Origin of the sequence: Candidatus Endomicrobiellum trichonymphae (assembly GCF_002355835.1) — a bacterium.
Taxonomy (GTDB): domain Bacteria; phylum Elusimicrobiota; class Endomicrobiia; order Endomicrobiales; family Endomicrobiaceae; genus Endomicrobiellum; species Endomicrobiellum trichonymphae.
On record NZ_AP017459.1, the window covers coordinates 742,299 to 761,222 of the forward strand.

An 18,924-nucleotide genomic window follows, 5' to 3' on the forward strand; every position below is an offset into this window, starting at 1 on the left:
GGTCTATCAGTAAAACCCACTTTAAGATGTTGGACAATTGGTTAAACATGATTTATATTGATGCTTACAGTCATAGAAAAGTAAAACAACATATAACTTTAAATAAAGGAAATAATCAGGATTTAAAATTATCAGATTTTTGTAATAAGGAAATATATTTAAAAAAAGATAAAAACGTTTTATATAATTACAAAAAACAAAAAGAGATGTTAGATAAAAATAGAGACTTAATAACCAAACCGGAAGAAGACAATAATATTGAATAGAATCAACTTTTAGACTTTAATAGCCGAACCATATTAAAAAAATAAAGAATACTTTTATGATAAAATTGTTATTATTAAGATTTTACGGAAGCAGCTACTAAATCTTTTGCGTGTCCCAACGCTGCTTTTGTTATTTTTTCGACTGATATCATCCTTGCTATTTCCTCAATATGTTCCGTTTCGGTAAGCACTTTTGCCTTTGTATAAGTTCTTGAATTTTCTGTTTCCTTATAAATTTTTATATGCGTTCCCGCAAATGCGGCAATCTGCGCCAGATGCGTTACAGAAAACACCTGTTTTCTTCTCGCAAGTTCAGAAAGTTTTTTTCCTATATTACCGCCCGTTCCAGAGTCAATTTCATCAAATATTACCACCCGGTCGGTTTTTATTTTTGACGACAGTTTTAGGGCAAGAAGCGTTCTTGAGAGTTCTCCGCCTGAAGCTGAATTTTTTAAAGGAATAGTTTTCTCGCCCTTATTTGCGCAAAACATAAATTCTACCAAGTCATAACCGTCTGCAGAAAGTTCTTTCCTGTCAAATTTCACTTCAAACACGGCATTTTTATCTCTAAATCAAAAAGTTTTTCCCGCACGGACTTTGCAAACACCTGCGCGGCTTCTTGTCTTTTTTTACTTATAGTTTCGCATAATTCAGACAAGCGTTTCGTCTCTGATTTAAGTTCTTTTTTAAGTTTTTCGAAATTATCTTTACAATTGTTCAAAGAATTCAATTCACCGGCAATTTTATTTTTATATTCAATAACAGATTCAATACTGCTCCCATATTTCTTTTTTAAGTTTTTTTATAAGTTCTACTCTCTCAAGAGAAGCATTTAATTTTTCCGGATCTAATCTCGTTTTTGACAGAATAATATCAACTTCCCTGTAAGCTTCTTCAGTCTGGTAATACACCTGCTCTATTAAAGACACAGCACCAGAAGCATCCGCACCATAAGAGTTTATTGCTTCAATATTTTTCTTCGTTTTTAAAATATTGCCCAGAATCGAATTTTCAGAAGAATATAACGCAGAAATAATTTCTTGCGACAAAGCAGAGATTTTTTCTGCATTTTTTAATTTCGGAATATCCAATTCAAGTTTTTTGTCTTCTCCAGTCTCAAGTTCTGCATCCTCAATTTCTCTGACTTGAAAAGAATATAAATCAATTTTTCTTCCTCTTTCGGCATCCGACAAATTTAAAGCTTCAAGTTTTGATCTCAAATTTTTTATATAAAGCCGCCGATTCTTTAAGCAACGGTCTGATGTCTTCGATTTCATTATCTAAAATTTCAAGCTGCGCATCTAAATCGAGAAGTGAATGTTTCTCATCCTGTCCGTGAAAATCTATAAGCAATTTCCCAAGAGTCGCAAGCGCCAATATACTCACATGTGAGTCATTTATAAAAGCTTTGCTTTTACCGGTATTTTCAATAGTTCTACGTATCAAAACTATATTATTTCCCGCAGAAATCGAAAAATTATCCAAAATCGTCAACCTTAGAATTACTATATTCAAAAGAAGCAGTTATAGCGCATGCAGAACAGCCTGCCTGTAAACAACTCAATGGATTTTATTAAAATGGACTTCCCGGATCCGGTTTCACCGGTAATAACGGTAAAGCCTCCGGTAAAATCAATGGTTAAATATTCAATTAAAGCGTAATTTTTTATGGAAAGCGCAAGCAGCATTAAACACTCCAGTGCAGCTTAGCCTTTAGAGTTTCAAAGTAAGATTTACTGCGGTTTTTTATAAGCTTGAGCGGCTTTCTATACAGAGCAAATTTTACTTTTGTCCCATTTGAAAGCGTATAATTCTCCTGCCCATCCATTGATATCATAATTTTTCCGTTGCTGTCTTTATTTTTTGTAATAAACGAAATATTACTCTTATCAGATAATATCATAGGTCTCTGTGTCAGAGTGTGCGGAGAAATAGGAGTAAGAATAAAAACCGGAAGATTCGGGTAAACTATAGGTCCGTAAGCCGCAAGAGAATATGCGGTTGAACCCGTAGGCGTCGCTATAATCATTCCGTCGCATTTGTATTCCGCTGTAAAATTTTTATCTATATTGACGTCAACTGTAATAAGTTTTCCGCCCGATAAGGAACGCACCACACAATCATTTACCGCTATAACTTTTATTTTTCCGCTTTTATATTCAAACTCGGCAGAGAGCAAAACTCTTTTTTCAATTCTAAACCCCGAAGATAAAATATCTTCTAAAAGCATAAATATTTCATTTGTGTCGGTATCTGTCAAAAAACCCAGCGAACCTAGATTTATACCTTTTACAGGAACTGATAACGGCGAGAATGTTCTTATCACTTTAAGCATCGTGCCGTCGCCACCTATTGATAAAACAAAGTCAACCTTTCTATGCTTTACCGACATAGAATCACTTACAAATACTCTGCATTTATTTTGTTTAAGCCATATTGCAATTTCAAATGCAAGTTTTTTTGCATTTGCTTTCGATTTATTGTAAATAATTCCAGTACTATATTCCATAATTTTTCTCAATTGCCACAGTTCGTTATTATATATAAAAACCCAACATTTTTAAAAGACAAACAGCAATTTTATCAACAATAATAGAGGAAAATTGTATGACAAGATATCCGAATTGAAGCAACGATGACCGGAGCGCAAATTCCTAATTATTTTTTAATATCTAACCGCAACATGCCATCAGCCACTGTCATTTTAAAAAGATGAAGCTTTTAAATATGTGTATAAAAAAGAATAATAAAAGACTGTATTTTCCAGAGATAAAGTCTCGACAAAACCTGCTCAAAGACTGATGTGAAATATGGGAGTTTGGAGCGAAAATATTTAGGGCATATCGGAAGCTGAATTATTATTAAATTCTTAAACGCTATAAAAAAACATACATATTTACATTATTTACATCCAGAAATATTCATATTTTACTCAGGTCTGTCGACAATCTTATCCATCCCTATAAGTTTTGCTTCGCAGTGCGAAAGTTTCTCTATTATTGCCCAGACTGTATTCTTGTGGGACGGGTCAACCATCCATAATTCTGTCGACAAGCTCTAATTTCATTCTCCCTCCCGTTTGATAGGTGTTTAGCGCCGAACACTAACGACACCAGCGGGGTATCCCCATAGAGTCGTTCCATTGTCTCGCCTCTCTTTCCCTCTCGGCTTCTCCTTTGGTTTTCTTTTTGCCAGTGTTTATAGTTTTGAGATGCAATGGCGTGCAGCATTTTCTGCACACTTTTGTAGAAAAGAAACATAATAACTATTTTATACAATGCAAAACCTAAGGTGAATCACAGTGCTGTACTCAACATTTTTTATTTTTTACACTATATTCCTTTTAGGGTCGATTATATACTTAACGTCACCGTCTGGGCGATACACACAGTGGTATCCGTTTATCAAAATAAGATTGCCGTTTCAGTCATATACATAAAAACTATCCAAAGATCCTGAGACAGTGTTCCAATAAACATCATATTCGGATATAGGGTCTCCTCCGAAAACAAAGGTGCTAATTATATGTCAGTTCCCCGTATTGGTCAAAATTTAGATAGGCATTCCATTTGACAAGTCCCACCACTTTTCCCGCCATCATCGGTTACCATAAACCCTCTTGCTCCCTTTATTGTTTCAAGATTGCAAAGGATTTCGCTGTGTTTCTTCCCCATAGCTTTTAGCAGAGACACTGTTTTTGCGTCTGGTGCAACTCCTTTCACTGCGGATGCTACGTTTACAAACATCAACAATAACATTAAGCCTGCGATTAACTTTTTCATTTTACTTCCCCTCACTTGTTTCATCTGATATACAAATTAATTTTCAATCATAAATATATAAAACAGTATATTAAATAACCATAGATATAAAAAAGATTATATTCCTTTTTACGGCGACAACAGCTTTAAGTCTGACATTATTTCCATCAATAATATCCGGATAATCATTCACAGTTAATATTTAAAAACCAATCAGACATTATTGTAAAAACAAATAATAACCTTTAACGATCTCATATAATTCCCCTGCCATTTAATTTTAGTCTGCTAGAACTCTAACAGCACCACTGTCTCAATGTGATACGTCTGCGGAAACATATCAATAGGTATAATTTCTTTGATTTTACATTTACTGTTTTCAGTAATTAACTGCAGATCTCTTGCTAGCGTGGACGGATTACAAGAAACATAAATTATTCTTTTTGCTTTTGACTCAAGCAGAAACTTTATAATATCTTTAGTAAGACCACTGCGCGGAGGATCGACAACCACAGCATCAAAACAACTCTTGTTTTCTTTAATCCAGTCTTCTGCATCTGAAGCATAAAATTCCGCATTAAAAACATTATTCGCCAAAGCATTTTCTTTTGCATTGTCAATTGCCTGCCCGATACACTCTACGCCTATAACTCTTTTGACATTATGAGCCATTGAAATACCAATTGCCCCCGTACCGCAGTACAAATCAAGTAAAACAGTGTATTTTGACGGATTTAACAATCTTAAAATCTCAGTGTAGAGAATTTCAGTTACCTTTGAATTTGTCTGAAAAAATGAAAACGGCGAAATATCAAAAAAATAGTCTTTCCCACCTATATTAAGCCTTTCAGTAATAAACGGCTTTCCGCACATAAGAGTCAACCTGTCAGCTAAAACCGCATCAGATTTTCTTCCGTTGGACGTCCAATAAATACTGCAAGAAAATTCGGAGAGTTCTTTTATAAGAGGTTCTAAAAACACAGATTCACAGTCAACGACATTTGTAATTACGTTGATAAGAAACTGATTATTGTTTCCAGCTTTACGTAAAACCAAATGCCTGAAAAATCCTTCATGAGTCTTATTGTTGTACACCGAAAAGTTGTTCCCGTTTGCAAATCTTTTTACAGTTTCGACAACTTGCAAGAAACCTTTATCCGCTATAAAACAGGGCGGGACCGAAACATATCTATTAAACATTCCTTTACAGTGAAGCCCCAAATCTGCAATACCTTTATTATTAAAAAAACTGAATTCCATTTTATTTCTGTAATGCCAAATCTGCGGACTTATCAATATTTTTGAAATTTTCACTCCGGCAAAATTTAAAAGTTCCGATATATATTCCTGTTTATACTTAATCTGACTTTCATAAGAAATGTTTTGAAAAGAACATCCGCCGCAAAAGCCGAAAGACGGACACAAGGGTTCTATCCTTTCAGCAGATTTAGAAGTAATATTTTTAAGCAGAGCTTCTCTGAATGTTTTTTTTTCCTTTATCACAAGGACATCCGCGGCTTCGCCGGGAAGCAAACCTTCACTAAACAGAACAATTCCATCAGAACATCTGCAGAGAGAACGACCCGGAAAAACAATTTTTTCAGCACTAACATTAATAATTTTATTTTTTAAAGACATGGGGTTGAATCTTTTTGCAAAGGTTAGATTTCTTACTTCGCTTTATCCGCGATATAATCTTTTCATCTATAATTGGTAAATTGTAAAGGCAACGGAAAAGATAGCTGTTTTAAATAAGCTATTACAAGCTGCAAGTCGTCTTTTTTAGTGGAAATTACTTTTATTTTTGTACCGTCTATCTGAGCCTGAACTTTTATTTTTGAATCCCTTATCAGTTTTGAAAGTTCTTTTGCTCTATCCGACGACAGTCCCGAAATAATTTCAGCTGTCTGTCTTATGTATCCTTCAAAAGCATTTTCCTGCACTTTGTAGTCCAAAGACTTTATTGAAACGTTTCTTTTTGCAAAACGTCCTTCCAAAATATCCTTCAAGGCTTTCATCTTATATTCGTTATCTGCAATTAAAGTTATTTTTTTGTCCTTTTTATTTAACTCTATTGACGATTTGCTGTCTTTGAAATCAAATCTGTTTGCAAGTTCTTTCCGAGCCTGATTAACGGCGTTATCCACTTCCATCATATTTACTTCCGAAACAATATCAAAAGAAAATTTATCAGCCATACAGTCCCTCCGTAAATCACACATCAATCAGCATCTTTTTTAGAATTTCCCTTGATAATAATATACGCAAAAAAAATAATAAACACCGCCATAAACAGGTATGCCGGCCAGTCTGATGCAAAATCAATATACATTTTTCCCTCCAGTACCATTAAGCAGTTTACCAACAATATACAAAAAATCGCCGCTCATAAAACATTTTTTAACGCTCTGCGAGGCAGTATCTGTTTGTACCAACCTGATAAAACTGAAAAATCACCAAAAAACACTACAGCTTTCCGGGATTGCATAAATTCACTACGTAATTTTGTATTTTACTTATTTTACTCTTTATTCCCAAGCGTTTTTTGCTTCCAAACAGGAGACATTGAACGAAGACTGCTTATAACTTTCGGCAGAACTTCAAGCACATAATCAACGTCTTCTTCCACATTATGATATCCAAAAGAAAACCGAATTGCACCTTGCGACGCAACGGGATTAACGCCCATCGCTGATAAAACATGCGACGGCTCCGATGACCCTGACGCGCATGCCGAACCCGTAGAAACAGCTACGCCTTCCATATCAAGCATAAGAAGCAAAGCCTCGCCTTCTATATAATTAAAACTCACGTTTAAAATATTAGAAACAGCTCTGCTGCCACTGCCGTTAATAATTACCTCGGGAATTGCATTAAGAATGCCTTCTTTAAGTTTTTTCCTTAAAGCAAAAACGCGCTTATTGTATTCCTCAATTTTAGCATTTGAAATCTCAAGTGCTTTTGCAAGTCCAGAAATATACGGAATATTTTCAGTTCCGGGACGAAGTCCATTTTCATGATGTCCACCGAAAGTCATAGGCACTATATTCGTCCCACTTTTAATATAAAGAGCGCCAACGCCTTTAGGACCGTTGAATTTATGCGCCGATATTGCAAGTAAATCAATTCCAAGTTTTTTAACGTCTAAATAAAGCTTGCCTGCAGTCTGTACGGCATCAGTATGAAAATAAATTTTCTTTTTTCTTTTTTCGTTGATTTTTTTCAATTCAGACGCAATCTCTTCTATGGGCTGAATTGAACCAACTTCATTGTTTGCATGCATTATCGTCACAAGAAGAGTATTATCTTTTACAGCCTTTTTAAAATCTTCAACGGAAACAACTCCATCTTCATCAACATTGAGATAAGTTACTTCATATCCGTTTGCTTCAAGATGCTTGCATGAATAAAAAACGGCGTGATGTTCGATCTTACTCGTAATTATATGCCCTTTCTCTCCATAAGCATTTAATATACCAAATATTGCAATATTGTCGGACTCGGTGCCACATCCGGTAAAAAATATTTCTTCAGGGCTTGAATTCAATAACGACGCCGTCTTCTTCCTTGCGTTATCAAGCACTGTTTTTGCCTGTCTTCCGAAATAGTGAAAACTCGAAGCATTTCCGTAAATGTCAGAAAAATACGACTGCATTTCTTTTATAACTTCAGAATCAACAATAGTTGTGGCACTGTTATCCAAATAAACTATTCTCTGTCCCATTAGTGTTTCCTACTTTGTCATTTCAAACTTGATTAAGATAATTTTTATAAGTGTTATAAGACGAAGCAAATTTTATATATTCAAGAGTCAGTTTTACTTTATTTATAACCATAATGTACAAAACAGTAGCACACGATTGCAGTTTTATCTTTTACCTAAATCTATTGTAAAAAACCGCCGCTATTACCGATCTTTCCGTCAGTTTAACAGCTTCTCTCTCAATTATGAACGCCATTATAACTATATCTTTAAAAGGAATATTAATTTTTCCCGCCCTTTTGTACATATCAAGACATAACTTTTTTATTAAATTTGCTGCACATAATTTCAATCAACTGTTTTTCGTTCATTTCCGGATTAACAAAATACGTTTCAGGCATAAGATTAGCCTTCCAATTACTTTTTCAGAAAAACTGTAAACGCCGGCTTTAAGTTTATTTTCTCTTAAACGCACCGTTACCACCGAAGCGCTGTCACTGCTTCGCACGCTTATTAAAAACTTTATCAGAGGATGAAAAAACGCAGACGGGCAGACATATTAGCACTATCAGCAACTCTTACTCATCAGACTGTATATCTAAATACGTCTGCAAAATTAATGCTGCAACAACTTTGTCTTTAATACCTTTTCGCTTTTCTCTGGAAATATCGGCTTCTTCAATAAGCATTCTTTCAGCTTGCACCGTAGTAAGCCTCTCGTCAACAGTTGTTACTTCAATATCCGAAAGAAATTTAATTTTTTCAATAAATTTACGGACAGTTTCAGCCATTCCGCCTTCAGTGCCGTTCATATTTAAAGGCAACCCCAAAACAATTATTGAAACATCCCTGTTTTTTGCAATTTCTAAAATTTTTAAAGCATTTTTCTTTAAAGATACATTTTTTACAGTGTCAAAAGGACTTGCTGTAATCCGCAAAAAGTCTGTAATCGCAATTCCTATCCGTTTTAAGCCGTAATCAATTCCCATAATCCTGTTCATATTTTTTATAATAAACACCCTCTGACAAGTTATCGTAAAGCAAGATTATTAGTAATCAATTATTATATTCCGTCTACATATTTTTGTCATTTTTTCATCAGTTCTTCCTGTATCGCTTCCTCCGCCGCTTTAGGAGTGCAATGCTCAAGGGTCTGGTTTGCAACTTTTACAACCGGACCTCTAAAACATTTTTCCAAACACATAGAAACTTCTATACCTACACTGCCCTTATATTTACCGTTCTCGACAAAACTGACAATATGTTTTAAAATTTCCTCTGAACCTCTCTGCATGCAACTGTTTCCGAAACACACACTGACTTTAATATTGCCTTTTTGGTCAGGTTTATAGATTTCAAATGTTTCATTAAACCTCTTTCTATTTTTATATCCTGTATGCAAATACTCATGAGCTGCACAGCTTCCCGGTTTATTGAAATAATCTTTATATACTTTCTGAACGTATGGATTATCCTGCGGTCTTCGGAGTTCCATAGTTTTATCGCTTTCATACAAAACTTTAGTCCTTGTTTTTCTTACTGATAAATCCTTATAAACAGGCTGTCCAGCTCCACCTATACATCCTCCGGGGCATGCCATAACTTCCACAAAATCATATCTCGACCTGTCAACTTTAATATCTTTTAAAATTTTTCTTGCATTTTTCAACCCATAAACAACTGCAATATTGAGCTCTCTGCCGCCAAAATTTACTTTTACTTCCCTCAAGCCATCTTCACCACGCACAAAAACAAACTGCTCAGTTTTACCCGCTCCGCCGGAATTATTACTTACGATATCTCTCAAAACAGCTTCAGTTACGCCGCCGGAATTGCCAAATATTACTCCTCCGCCGGTTTTGAATCCCAAGGGCATATCAAATGCCGACGGCTCAAGTTCGCCAAAAAGCAACCCTGCCTCTTCAATCATTCTTGCAAGTTCCTGCGTCGTTAAAACATAATCAATATCCGCAACACCATTTTTTGAAAGTTCAGGTCTTCTCGCCTCAAATTTTTTTGCCGTACATGGCATTATTGAAACTACAGTCAAATCTTCTTTCGAAATTTTAAGCATTTCAGGCATAATTTTTTTTGCAACAGAGCCGTACATTGCCTGCGGAGAACGACAGCTTGAAAGATTCGAAATAAAATCAGGATAATACTGCTCTACAAATTTCACCCATGCAGGACAACACGACGTAAACAGAGGCATATCTTTATTTTTTTTCAGCCGATTGAGAAATTCATCTGCTTCTTCAACTATTGTCATATCTGCGGCAAACGAAACGTCAAAAACTTTTGCAAAACCCATAGAACGCAAAGCCGTCACAATTTTTCCAGCGGTTTCAGTTCCATTCCCACCGGCAAATCCGAATACTTCGCCGATTGACGCTCGCACTGCAGGCGCTATCGCAACCACAACTTTTTTCTTAGGATCGCTTAAAACTTTCCACACATAGCTTATTTCAGATTTAGGCATAATTGCACCGGTAGGACATACTCTTGCGCACTGTCCGCAGTAAACGCATCCCGACGATTCCAAATCACATCCTAAACTCGGACAAATTACAGATTTTGAACCCCGGTTTGCAAAACCTATTGCTCCCACGCTTTGTATTTCATCGCAAAATCTTACGCAATTGCCGCAAAGAATGCATTTACCGGATTCTCTTACTAAAGAGTACGTGGACACATCTTTAGGTTCTTTATGCATAACGTTTTTAAATCTTATTTTATTAATGCCAAGTCTTCTTGCTAACGTCTGAAGCTGACAGGTTTCGCTTTTCCCGCAGGTAGTGCATTCTCTGTCGTGATTTGCAAGCAAAAGTTCTACTATAATTTTTCTCATTTCTATTATATGTTCATTATTTGTCCTAATTTTCATTCCGCTTTCAGGCGGAGTGGAACACGCGAAAAGTATTCCCTTGCCTTCAATTTCCAGCATACAAAGCCTGCATGAACCATAGATACTGAGTTCCGAATTATAACAAAACGACGGCAACTCTATATTTTCTTTTCTTATAATTTCCAAAAGATTTTTCTCATCAGTAAACGAAACTTTTCTGCCGTTTACCGTCAAATATTTTTCCATCAACTCAGTCTCCTAATTCCGAATAACAAACCAGTTCGATATTTTCGTCCCGAGGTAAACACAATATATTTTTACACTATCTCTATTGCATTAAATTTACATGATTTTATACAAATATCGCATTTTACACATTTTACAATAGCAATTTTATGTTTCTGTCTACGCTCGCCGCTTATCGCTTTCGCAGGACATTTCACTGCGCAAACCGTACAGCCGATACATTTATCGGTTATTTCATAATTTATAAGACTTTTGCATTCTCCAGCAGGACATCTCTTCTCTTTAACATGGGCATCATATTCATTCCTAAAATATTTTAAAGTCGACAAAACAGGATTAGGAGCAGTTTTACCAAGACCGCACAAAGAACCTATCTGAACCGCTCTGGCAAGTTCTTCCAAAAGCGAAATAGTATCTTCGTCAGCTTTGCCCTCAGTAATATCGCTAAGCATCAAAAGCATTTGTTTTATTCCTTCGCGGCACAAAACGCATTTTCCGCAAGATTCATTCTGCGTAAACTGCATAAAAAACTTCGCAATGTTTACCATGCAGATACTTTTATTCATTACTACAAGTCCACCTGAACCCACCATAGCACCGACTTTTTTTAAAGAATCAAAATCCAACGAAAGATCAAGATGTTCTTCAGTCAAACATCCACCTGAAGGTCCGCCTATCTGGACAGCTTTAAAATTACCGTCTTTAACACTTCCTTTTCCATCTGTAACTCCGCCCGAAATGTCAAATATTATCTGTCTTAAAGTCGATCCCAAAGGAACTTCAATGAGTCCAGTATTTAAAACATGTCCGGTTAATGCAAATGTTTTTGTTCCATGAGAAGACACGGTTCCCGTCTCTCTGAAAACATCTGCACCATAATTTATTATCATAGGAATAGTCGCAAGAGTTTCTACGTTATTTATCGTAGTAGGTTTCCCCCATAATCCACTCTGTGCAGGAAAGGGCGGTTTCGGCAAAGGCATTCCTCTTTTTCCTTCAACCGAAGCTATCAGCGCAATCTCCTCGCCACATACAAAAGCTCCGGCTCCTTCCATAACGTGAAGCGTAAAATTATGTCCCGATCCGAAAATATTTTTTCCCAAGACTTTAATATCAGACGCATCTTTCACCGCTTTTTTCATTCTCTTAACAGCAAGAGCGTATTCTGTTCTCACATATACGTATCCTTCGTCGGCACCGGTTGCTTTTGCCGCAATTACCAAACCTTCTATAATCCCGTGCGGATTTCCTTCCATAACACTTCTATCCATAAATGCACCCGGATCGCCTTCGTCGCCGTTACAAATAATATATTTCTTTGAAGCCGTCTGATTTCTGGCCAAATTCCACTTTTTACCTACAGGAAACCCACCACCGCCGCGTCCTCTTAAGCCCGCCGCTAAAACTACATCACATATCTCCTTATCAGTCATCTCCGCGCAAGCTTTCTCTGCGGCTCTATATCCGCCGATAGAAATATATTCTTCAATATTCTCAGGATCCATAACACCGCATTGTTTAATAACCACCCTGTGTTGTTTTTTATAAAAAGGAATTTCATTCTGCCCTTTACATACTTTTCCATTATCACTATAACAAAGTCTATCTATAAGACTGTTATTTTTAATGCTTTTTTCCAAAATTTCTTTTACATCATCAACTTTAACGTTTATATAAAGTATCTCGGCAGGTAAAATATTTACAAGGGGTCCTTTCTGACAAAACCCCTGACAACCGCTTTTGGACAATAATGTTCCGATGTTTCCTCCTTTCAATTCGACACATACGCTTATCCCCAATTCTTTTGCAACAATTATAAAACTTTCAAAAACTTTAATGGATCCGCCTGCAACACAGCCTGTACCTGCACAGACAACAATTCTTTTAGTTATATTTTCCCCGGCCTTTTTAACTGACCGTGTTATATTATCTAAATCTATCACTATTTTACTCCCTCTTATTCCATTATCTTATCAATCAGTTCAACAGCTTTATCGGGAGTCATCTGCCCATAAATGTCTTCGTCTATAAGAAAAACAGGAGCAAGACCACATGCGCCAAGACACGAAACCGTTTCAATAGTAAAAAATACATCTTTTGTAGAATATTCAGCTTCTTTTAATCCAAGTTTATTTTTCAGAGCATTTATAAGACTGTTAGATTTTTTTACATGGCAGGCTATTCCGTCACAAATTTTTATAATATGTCTGCCTTTATGTTTTAAAGTAAAATGCGAAAAAAATGTAGCAACCCCGTAAACACCTGCGGGAGAAGTATTCAGCGACAATGCTATAAAAACTAAAATTTCTTTTGGCAAATATTTGTATTCTTCCTGAACAGCCTGAAGAATTGGTATCAGCTTTGACTTATCAAAACTATTTTCTTTTAGAATCCGGCATACTGTTTTAAATTTACTGTAATTTGAATCCATTCGCTCTGTTCCTCTAATCTGTCAATTAACAATACTAGCTAAACAATCTTATGTATTCTTTAGTTGAAAAGCAAAAAACAGGTCAACTGTTTTATAAAGTAAACAGATGATATTAAAATAGAAATATCGCCAGCTGAAAAAAGTAAAGAAAAAAGGGATAACAATCAATAACTTAACCCCTTATATTTCGCGTAAAATCGGCTACTGAATTATCTTTTTCTGTTTTGATATAAGATATTTTAATATTATCGGAGTAATAAAAGTCGTAAGCATTATAACAGCAACCAAAGAGCTGTAGTCCCGCGTTGCGAAAACATTATTTTTCAAACCAATTTCTGCAAATATCAATCCCACTTCACCACGCGGCACCATTGAAACGCCTATTAAAAGTTTATTGATTCCTTTTTTTAATACGGCAAAACCAGCCACTATCTTACCCACAAAAGCAACAACAAAAAGTGCACCCGTTGAAATTAAAATTTCTTTGTTTGCTACAACAAAAGGATTAAATGTACTTATATCAACCTTAGTACCCATCAGAACAAAAAATATAGGCACAAAAACCGCATAAATCGATTTTATATCTTTTTTTATCTCTTCACTTTGTTTTATCGTTGAAAGAACAAGTCCCGCAACAAACGCTCCTACTATATGACCAAGCTCAATTTTAGTTGAGAGCGCCGATACAATAAAACAAAAAACAATCCCCATGATAAATGCTATGTAAGACTGTTTCATTTTAGAAATAAATTTAAAAATCGTAGGCGCTATAAGTACGCCAGCGACGACGGACAACACTAAAAACAGTACTGCAGTTCCGCTTATACACACGACAGTTCCGAAACTGACGATTCCGCCCGTAATAAGCTTTAAAATAACGGCAAGCATTGTAAGCCCTATAACATCGTCAATAATTGCAGCACCAAGCACTATCTTGGCTTCTTCAGTTTTAAGACACTTTAAATCCGTAAACACTCTTATTGTGACACCTACGGAAGTTGCCGTAAGAACAGCACCTGCAAAAATTGCCTGCATATCAGTAAGTCCAAAGCATAAAAACACAAAATATCCCAAAAAGTAAGGAACTATTACCCCAACAAATGCTACAACCATCGCCCATCCACTTGCTTTTAAAAACTCTTTTATATCTGTTGAAAGTCCGACTTCGAAAAGAAGAATTATCACGCCGAGTTCTGATATATTTGATAAAACAGGCGTTTCGCGTACAATTCCCAAAACACTAGGTCCTATAAAAATCCCTGCTAAAAGTTCGCCGATTACAGGATTTTGCCCGAGTTTTAAAGCAATTTCACCAAAAACTTTTGCAAAGAAAAGAATACTTGCTAAAGATATTAAAAAGTCAAATACCTCATACACCATATCACTCCAAAAAATATATTACTATTCAGATTCGTAGTACCGAACAAAATCATTTCGGAACTTACTTCAGTTTAAGCAGGAATGATAACAATAAAATTCAATATCCGCTATTTATATTTTTTCCACGGCTTACCGCATGAAAAAACCTCATTACAGCCTTTTCTTACGCAATCAGGGCCTGCATCGGAAAACAACAATGCCGCTTTTTTTTTGACGAGATTTAACATAAGACATGCCATATCTCTTATTTCCCATTGCGATCTATTACAGCATCTTAATGAGAAAAAGTGTTTAAGCTCCCTTGCATTCATCGTAATTACAATTTTTGTCGCTGAAGCATTAGGCAGAATATATCTAGCGTCTTCTGCAGGAATACCCTCATCTAAAAATTCTTTATACAACGTTTCAGTATTTTTTAAAAAATCATCATATTTTTTTAACAGTGTTTTATTTTTTTTTATTGTGTCGGGAACTACATATTCAACGCCGTTTTCAAATCTTACACATCTCTGGCTCTGAACGGAAAAAGAAGCTATTCTGTGTCTTGTAAGCTGCGCAAGCAAAACACGCGAAATACCTTCGACTCCGAAAGTAAAAGAAGAATGTTCTAAAACGGAATAATGACCAGATGAAATAATTCTGCTGAGAAGTTCTTTAATCTTTTCTTTTGTAAAGTTCCCGGAAATTTCATCTATATTCTCAGAACTACGACATAACTTTGCAGCTACAGCACATATTTTTTCCGGGTCATTAGTAAACTTTAAAAGCTTTATTTTCATAAGACAGTATTAAAACCACTTTACGCCTTTTCTTACTTCTATAGTTTCTTCTCTCTTTCTTCCAAGGGAAATTAAATCTATCGGAGCATCTACAAGCTGTTCTAAACGTTTAACGTATTTTTGCGCATTTAGAGGAAGCTTTTCAAAATCTATAATGCCCTTAACTTTTCCCTTAAATCCAGGCATTTCTTCATAAACGGGTTCGGCATATTTTTGAACTGTCCTTGAGGCGGGAAATTCTTTATATAATTTATCTTTATATTTGTATGCAACGCATATCTTAATTTTATCTATATCCTCTACACAATCAAGTTTTGTAAGAATTAAATGTTTTATACCGCTTAATCTCACGCTGTGGCGTACAACAACTGCATCAAACCATCCGCAACGGCGTGGTCTTCCGGTTGTTGCACCGTACTCTGCGCCTTTTTCTCTTAAAAATTTACCCATTTCATCAAAAAGTTCTACCGTAAAAGGTCCCTCGCCGACTCTTGTGGTATAAGCCTTTACAACTCCTAACACACTATCTATTTTCGTAGGACCAACTCCGGCACCGGAACATACACCACCGGCTATAGGATTAGACGATGTCACAAAAGGATAAGTTCCAAAATCCAAATCAAGCATCGTACCCTGAGCACTTTCAAAAAGTATCTTTTTATTTTTCTTTATTGCATTTGCAATCATAATGCTTGTGTCCGTAACAAAGGGTTCAAGGAATATTGAAAGCTCTTCACGATCTTTCAATATTTCCTCTTTCAAGTTTGCAATATCTACTCCGCTGTTTTTCAATATAGGAGTTTTTTCTATAAGATTTTTCTCAAGTAAATCTTCAAAAACGTCCTTTTCCAAATAATCAACAACTCTTATTCCTATTCTCTTTACTTTATCTGCATAAGCAGGGCCTATTCCTCTTCTCGTAGTACCTATCTTAACGTTTTCTTCTTCAAGAATTCCGTCGATAAGTTTGTGATAAGGAAGTATAATGTGAGCCTGCTCGCTTATAAAAAATCTTTTTTCAACGGAGATATTATTCTTATCTAATATGGCAATTTCCTCTTTTAAAGCTTTAGGATCGACTACGACTCCATTCGTAATTAGACAATATTTATCAGGAAAGAGTATTCCTGACGGTATTAAATGAAGAATAAAAGGCTTGTTTTCATGGATTAAGGTATGGCCCGCATTATTACCGCCTTGATAACGGACAATATAATCTGCCTGTTTTGCAAGATAATGTATAACTTTTCCTTTTCCTTCATCTCCCCACTGTGTTCCCAAAACAACTAATGTCGACATAATTACCTTCCATAAATAAACGTTTAAACTTTTGAAAAATAAAGTTCAAATGATTTAGTATTAGAGGGCGCATCTTAAAAATAAACGCTCCCAACGAGATTTGAACTCGTGTCGCAGGATTGAAAATCCTGTGTCCTAGACCCCTAGACGATGGGAGCAAAAATGAGCCCGGTGCGGTTCGAACGCACGACAACCTCATTAAAAGTGAGGTGCTCTGCCAGCTGAGCTACGGGCCCCTCTCCCCCACCTGCAAAGTAAAAAATAATTGTTAAAAAATTGGCATAGTAGCACATATCTAAATAATTTTAACAGCGAGCGTATAAAAAATAACATAAAAACATTTTCTTGTCAAATTGCCGAGTATAAATTTACCATCTCTATTGCGCTCATTGCTGCATCAGATCCTTTATTTCCCGCTTTAGTGCCGGCCCTTTCAACAGCTTGTTCTATTGAATCCGTTGTCAACACACCAAAGATTACCGGAACATTGCTCTGAAGCGCTATGGAAGCAACGCCTTTTGAAACTTCGGCAGAGATATAATCAAAATGCGGAGTAGCTCCCCTTATAACACAACCCAGACAAATTATTCCATTGTCCTTTCCGTTTTCTGCAATTTTTTTTGCAACCGCAGGAATTTCAAAAGCTCCCGGAACCCAGTAAACAGAAATATCTTCGTCTGCAACCGAATGCCTCTTGAGAATATCTTCTGCACCGCTTATAAGTTTATTTGTTATAAACTCATTAAATCTCGACACTACTATCGCAAATTTTTTCCCATGCGCATTTAGCTGTCCAGTGACAATATTCATTTTTCTCTCTCCGTTTTTTCATTCATATATTTGTCATTATAAACTTAAAAATCAAACTAATATGATTAACCTTTTTAAAAATACAGATTAACACGCAAATTCAGAGATACAATGACAGTCGTAGACCTCACCGCCTATTTTACCCACATTGAAAAGACAGCAAGGTTTACTTCGCAAAACATTTTAAACCTTTTTTAACATATGTCCCATTTTTTCTTTTTTAGTCTTCAAATATTTCTCGTTGGACTTGCTAGGACTGATTTCCAGCGGAACCCTTTTTGTAATTTTTAAACCGTAACTCTCAAGTCCATTTATTTTTCCGGGATTATTAGTCATAAGATTAATGCTTTTTATACCGAGTTCGGACAACATCTGAGCACCTATTCCATAATCTCTTAAATCCGGATCAAACCCGAGCGCTTTATTGGCTTCTACGGTATCCATACCTTTTTCCTGTAAACGATAAGCTTTAAGTTTATTTGCAAGCCCTATCCCTCTTCCTTCCTGATGTATATATAAAACTACGCCCTGCTCCGCTTCTCCAACAGCTTTTAAAGCCGTTTCAAGCTGATCGCCGCAATCACATCTTAAAGAGTGAAATATATCGCCCGTTTCGCACGACGAATGAACTCTTACCAAAACGTTCTGCCTGTTTTTTACAACGCCTTTTACAACAGCAATATGAGAATCTTTTGTTATCAAATCCTCAAATAAAACAAGTTTAAAGTCTCCGTATCTTGTAGGCAAATCAACGTTCACAATTTCACTGATAAATTTCTCAGTCCGGCGCCTGTAATTTACAAGTTCCCCTATTGTTATAATATGCAAATCATGTTTCTTTGCAAACTTTATCAAATCAGACATCCTCGCCATTGTTCCGTCATTATTCATTATTTCGCATATAATTCCAGCAGGGTAAAATCCCGCAAGTCTAACCAAATCAACAGCTGCTTCTGTATGACCCGTTCTGGCTAAGACGCCTCCTTCTTTACATCTCAAAGGAAATATGTGACCTGGTCTTGCGAAATCTTCGTGTTTTGCAGTTTTATCAATGAGTTTTCTGACGGTAACAGATCTATCGTAAGCCGATATACCCGTCGTAGTACCTATTTTATAGTCAACTGACACCGTAAAAGAACAACCTTTTTTTTCCGTCGGCTTTTCAACCATATTTTCTATTTCAAGCTCCTTAAGTCTCTCATGCTTCATCGGAACACAGATAAGTCCTCTCGCATACTTCGTCATAAAATTTATAACTTCAGGAGAAGCCTTTTCAGCGGCACAAATTAAATCTCCTTCATTTTCTCTACCGGGATCATCAACAACTATAACCATTTTACCCACTTTAATATCTTTAACCGCATCTCCTATTGATGCAAAAACTTTATTCTTCATATAAACTCC

The 18,924-nt window shown here is 36.0% G+C and carries 22 protein-coding genes and 2 tRNA genes; 1 reads left to right on the top strand and 23 read right to left on the bottom strand.

The genetic code is table 11. The features are described from left to right. Positions 1 to 26: 26 nt before the first annotated feature. Positions 27 to 266: a hypothetical protein gene (locus tag RSTT_RS03735; protein WP_096525712.1), complete on the top strand. Its 240-nt coding sequence runs from the start codon at positions 27 to 29 to the stop codon at positions 264 to 266. Between the two features lie 74 nt (positions 267 to 340). Here the strand turns inward: RSTT_RS03735 and RSTT_RS03740 are convergent, their stop codons facing one another. From RSTT_RS03740 to RSTT_RS03845, 23 genes are all read right to left on the bottom strand, one after another. Beyond that, entirely contained in the window at positions 341 to 820 is a 480-nt protein-coding gene (locus RSTT_RS03740) for a DNA repair protein RecN (RefSeq protein ID WP_149030035.1), read from the bottom strand. Then, positions 808 to 987, bottom strand: coding sequence for a hypothetical protein (locus RSTT_RS03745; protein WP_096525714.1), 180 nt, complete (start codon positions 985 to 987; stop codon positions 808 to 810). The genes RSTT_RS03740 and RSTT_RS03745 overlap by 13 nt, the downstream gene beginning before the upstream one ends. A gap of 46 nt (positions 988 to 1,033) precedes the next feature. Next, entirely contained in the window at positions 1,034 to 1,486 is a 453-nt protein-coding gene (locus RSTT_RS03750) for a DNA repair protein RecN (protein ID WP_096525715.1), read from the bottom strand. Beyond that, positions 1,470 to 1,751 (bottom strand): hypothetical protein, encoded by a 282-nt coding sequence (locus tag RSTT_RS03755; RefSeq protein WP_149030036.1) that lies wholly within the window; start codon positions 1,749 to 1,751, stop codon positions 1,470 to 1,472. The genes RSTT_RS03750 and RSTT_RS03755 overlap by 17 nt, the downstream gene beginning before the upstream one ends. Positions 1,752 to 1,777: 26 nt before the next feature. Then, positions 1,778 to 1,954: an AAA family ATPase gene (locus RSTT_RS03760; protein WP_096525717.1), complete on the bottom strand. Its 177-nt coding sequence runs from the start codon at positions 1,952 to 1,954 to the stop codon at positions 1,778 to 1,780. Then, positions 1,954 to 2,775 (bottom strand): NAD(+)/NADH kinase, encoded by an 822-nt coding sequence (locus tag RSTT_RS03765; RefSeq protein WP_149030037.1) that lies wholly within the window; start codon positions 2,773 to 2,775, stop codon positions 1,954 to 1,956. Before RSTT_RS03765 ends, RSTT_RS03760 begins: the two co-directional genes overlap by 1 nt. Before the next feature lie 419 nt (positions 2,776 to 3,194). Beyond that, positions 3,195 to 3,320 carry a hypothetical protein gene (locus tag RSTT_RS06825; RefSeq protein ID WP_269457755.1) on the bottom strand — a complete coding sequence of 42 codons (126 nt, stop codon included), beginning with the start codon at positions 3,318 to 3,320 and terminating at the stop codon, positions 3,195 to 3,197. Positions 3,321 to 3,811: 491 nt separating this feature from the next. Continuing rightward, positions 3,812 to 4,048, bottom strand: a complete 237-nt coding sequence (locus tag RSTT_RS03770; protein WP_096525719.1) for a hypothetical protein — start codon at positions 4,046 to 4,048, stop codon at positions 3,812 to 3,814. A 267-nt stretch (positions 4,049 to 4,315) separates the two neighbouring features. Continuing rightward, positions 4,316 to 5,665, bottom strand: a complete 1,350-nt coding sequence (gene rlmD, locus RSTT_RS03775) for a 23S rRNA (uracil(1939)-C(5))-methyltransferase RlmD (protein ID WP_096525720.1) — start codon at positions 5,663 to 5,665, stop codon at positions 4,316 to 4,318. 62 nt (positions 5,666 to 5,727) lie between these two features. Continuing rightward, the gene (locus RSTT_RS03780; protein ID WP_015423527.1) at positions 5,728 to 6,225 is read right to left on the bottom strand and encodes a YajQ family cyclic di-GMP-binding protein; all 498 of its coding nucleotides are present in this window, start codon (positions 6,223 to 6,225) and stop codon (positions 5,728 to 5,730) included. A 323-nt stretch (positions 6,226 to 6,548) separates the two neighbouring features. Then, entirely contained in the window at positions 6,549 to 7,751 is a 1,203-nt protein-coding gene (locus RSTT_RS03785; RefSeq protein WP_096525721.1) for a cysteine desulfurase family protein, read from the bottom strand. Between the two features lie 151 nt (positions 7,752 to 7,902). After that, complete coding sequence (locus tag RSTT_RS03790; RefSeq protein ID WP_149030038.1) at positions 7,903 to 8,082, bottom strand: endolytic transglycosylase MltG; 180 nt, start codon at positions 8,080 to 8,082, stop codon at positions 7,903 to 7,905. Positions 8,083 to 8,308: 226 nt separating this feature from the next. After that, complete coding sequence (ruvX, locus tag RSTT_RS03795; protein ID WP_015423529.1) at positions 8,309 to 8,731, bottom strand: Holliday junction resolvase RuvX; 423 nt, start codon at positions 8,729 to 8,731, stop codon at positions 8,309 to 8,311. Positions 8,732 to 8,817: 86 nt separating this feature from the next. Continuing rightward, positions 8,818 to 10,821 (bottom strand): [FeFe] hydrogenase, group A, encoded by a 2,004-nt coding sequence (locus RSTT_RS03800; protein WP_096525723.1) that lies wholly within the window; start codon positions 10,819 to 10,821, stop codon positions 8,818 to 8,820. A 71-nt stretch (positions 10,822 to 10,892) separates the two neighbouring features. After that, a complete protein-coding gene (locus RSTT_RS03805; RefSeq protein ID WP_197701984.1) occupies positions 10,893 to 12,764 on the bottom strand; it encodes an NADH-ubiquinone oxidoreductase-F iron-sulfur binding region domain-containing protein in 1,872 nt (623 codons plus the stop codon). 14 nt (positions 12,765 to 12,778) lie between these two features. Continuing rightward, positions 12,779 to 13,252 carry an NADH-quinone oxidoreductase subunit NuoE family protein gene (locus tag RSTT_RS03810; RefSeq protein ID WP_015423532.1) on the bottom strand — a complete coding sequence of 158 codons (474 nt, stop codon included), beginning with the start codon at positions 13,250 to 13,252 and terminating at the stop codon, positions 12,779 to 12,781. Between the two features lie 201 nt (positions 13,253 to 13,453). Then, positions 13,454 to 14,629, bottom strand: a complete 1,176-nt coding sequence (locus tag RSTT_RS03815; protein ID WP_172412856.1) for a cation:proton antiporter — start codon at positions 14,627 to 14,629, stop codon at positions 13,454 to 13,456. A gap of 110 nt (positions 14,630 to 14,739) precedes the next feature. Beyond that, on the bottom strand, positions 14,740 to 15,411 hold the full coding sequence (gene thyX, locus RSTT_RS03820; protein WP_096525726.1) for an FAD-dependent thymidylate synthase: 672 nt from the start codon (positions 15,409 to 15,411) through the stop codon (positions 14,740 to 14,742). Positions 15,412 to 15,420: 9 nt separating this feature from the next. Beyond that, positions 15,421 to 16,710, bottom strand: a complete 1,290-nt coding sequence (locus RSTT_RS03825) for an adenylosuccinate synthase (protein ID WP_096525727.1) — start codon at positions 16,708 to 16,710, stop codon at positions 15,421 to 15,423. A gap of 85 nt (positions 16,711 to 16,795) precedes the next feature. After that, positions 16,796 to 16,868, bottom strand: a tRNA-Glu gene (locus RSTT_RS03830). A 5-nt stretch (positions 16,869 to 16,873) separates the two neighbouring features. Continuing rightward, positions 16,874 to 16,946, bottom strand: a tRNA-Lys gene (locus tag RSTT_RS03835). A 112-nt stretch (positions 16,947 to 17,058) separates the two neighbouring features. Beyond that, positions 17,059 to 17,520 (bottom strand): 6,7-dimethyl-8-ribityllumazine synthase, encoded by a 462-nt coding sequence (gene ribH, locus RSTT_RS03840; RefSeq protein WP_096525728.1) that lies wholly within the window; start codon positions 17,518 to 17,520, stop codon positions 17,059 to 17,061. A gap of 183 nt (positions 17,521 to 17,703) precedes the next feature. Next, complete coding sequence (locus RSTT_RS03845; protein ID WP_096525729.1) at positions 17,704 to 18,915, bottom strand: bifunctional 3,4-dihydroxy-2-butanone-4-phosphate synthase/GTP cyclohydrolase II; 1,212 nt, start codon at positions 18,913 to 18,915, stop codon at positions 17,704 to 17,706. Positions 18,916 to 18,924: the final 9 nt, after the last annotated feature.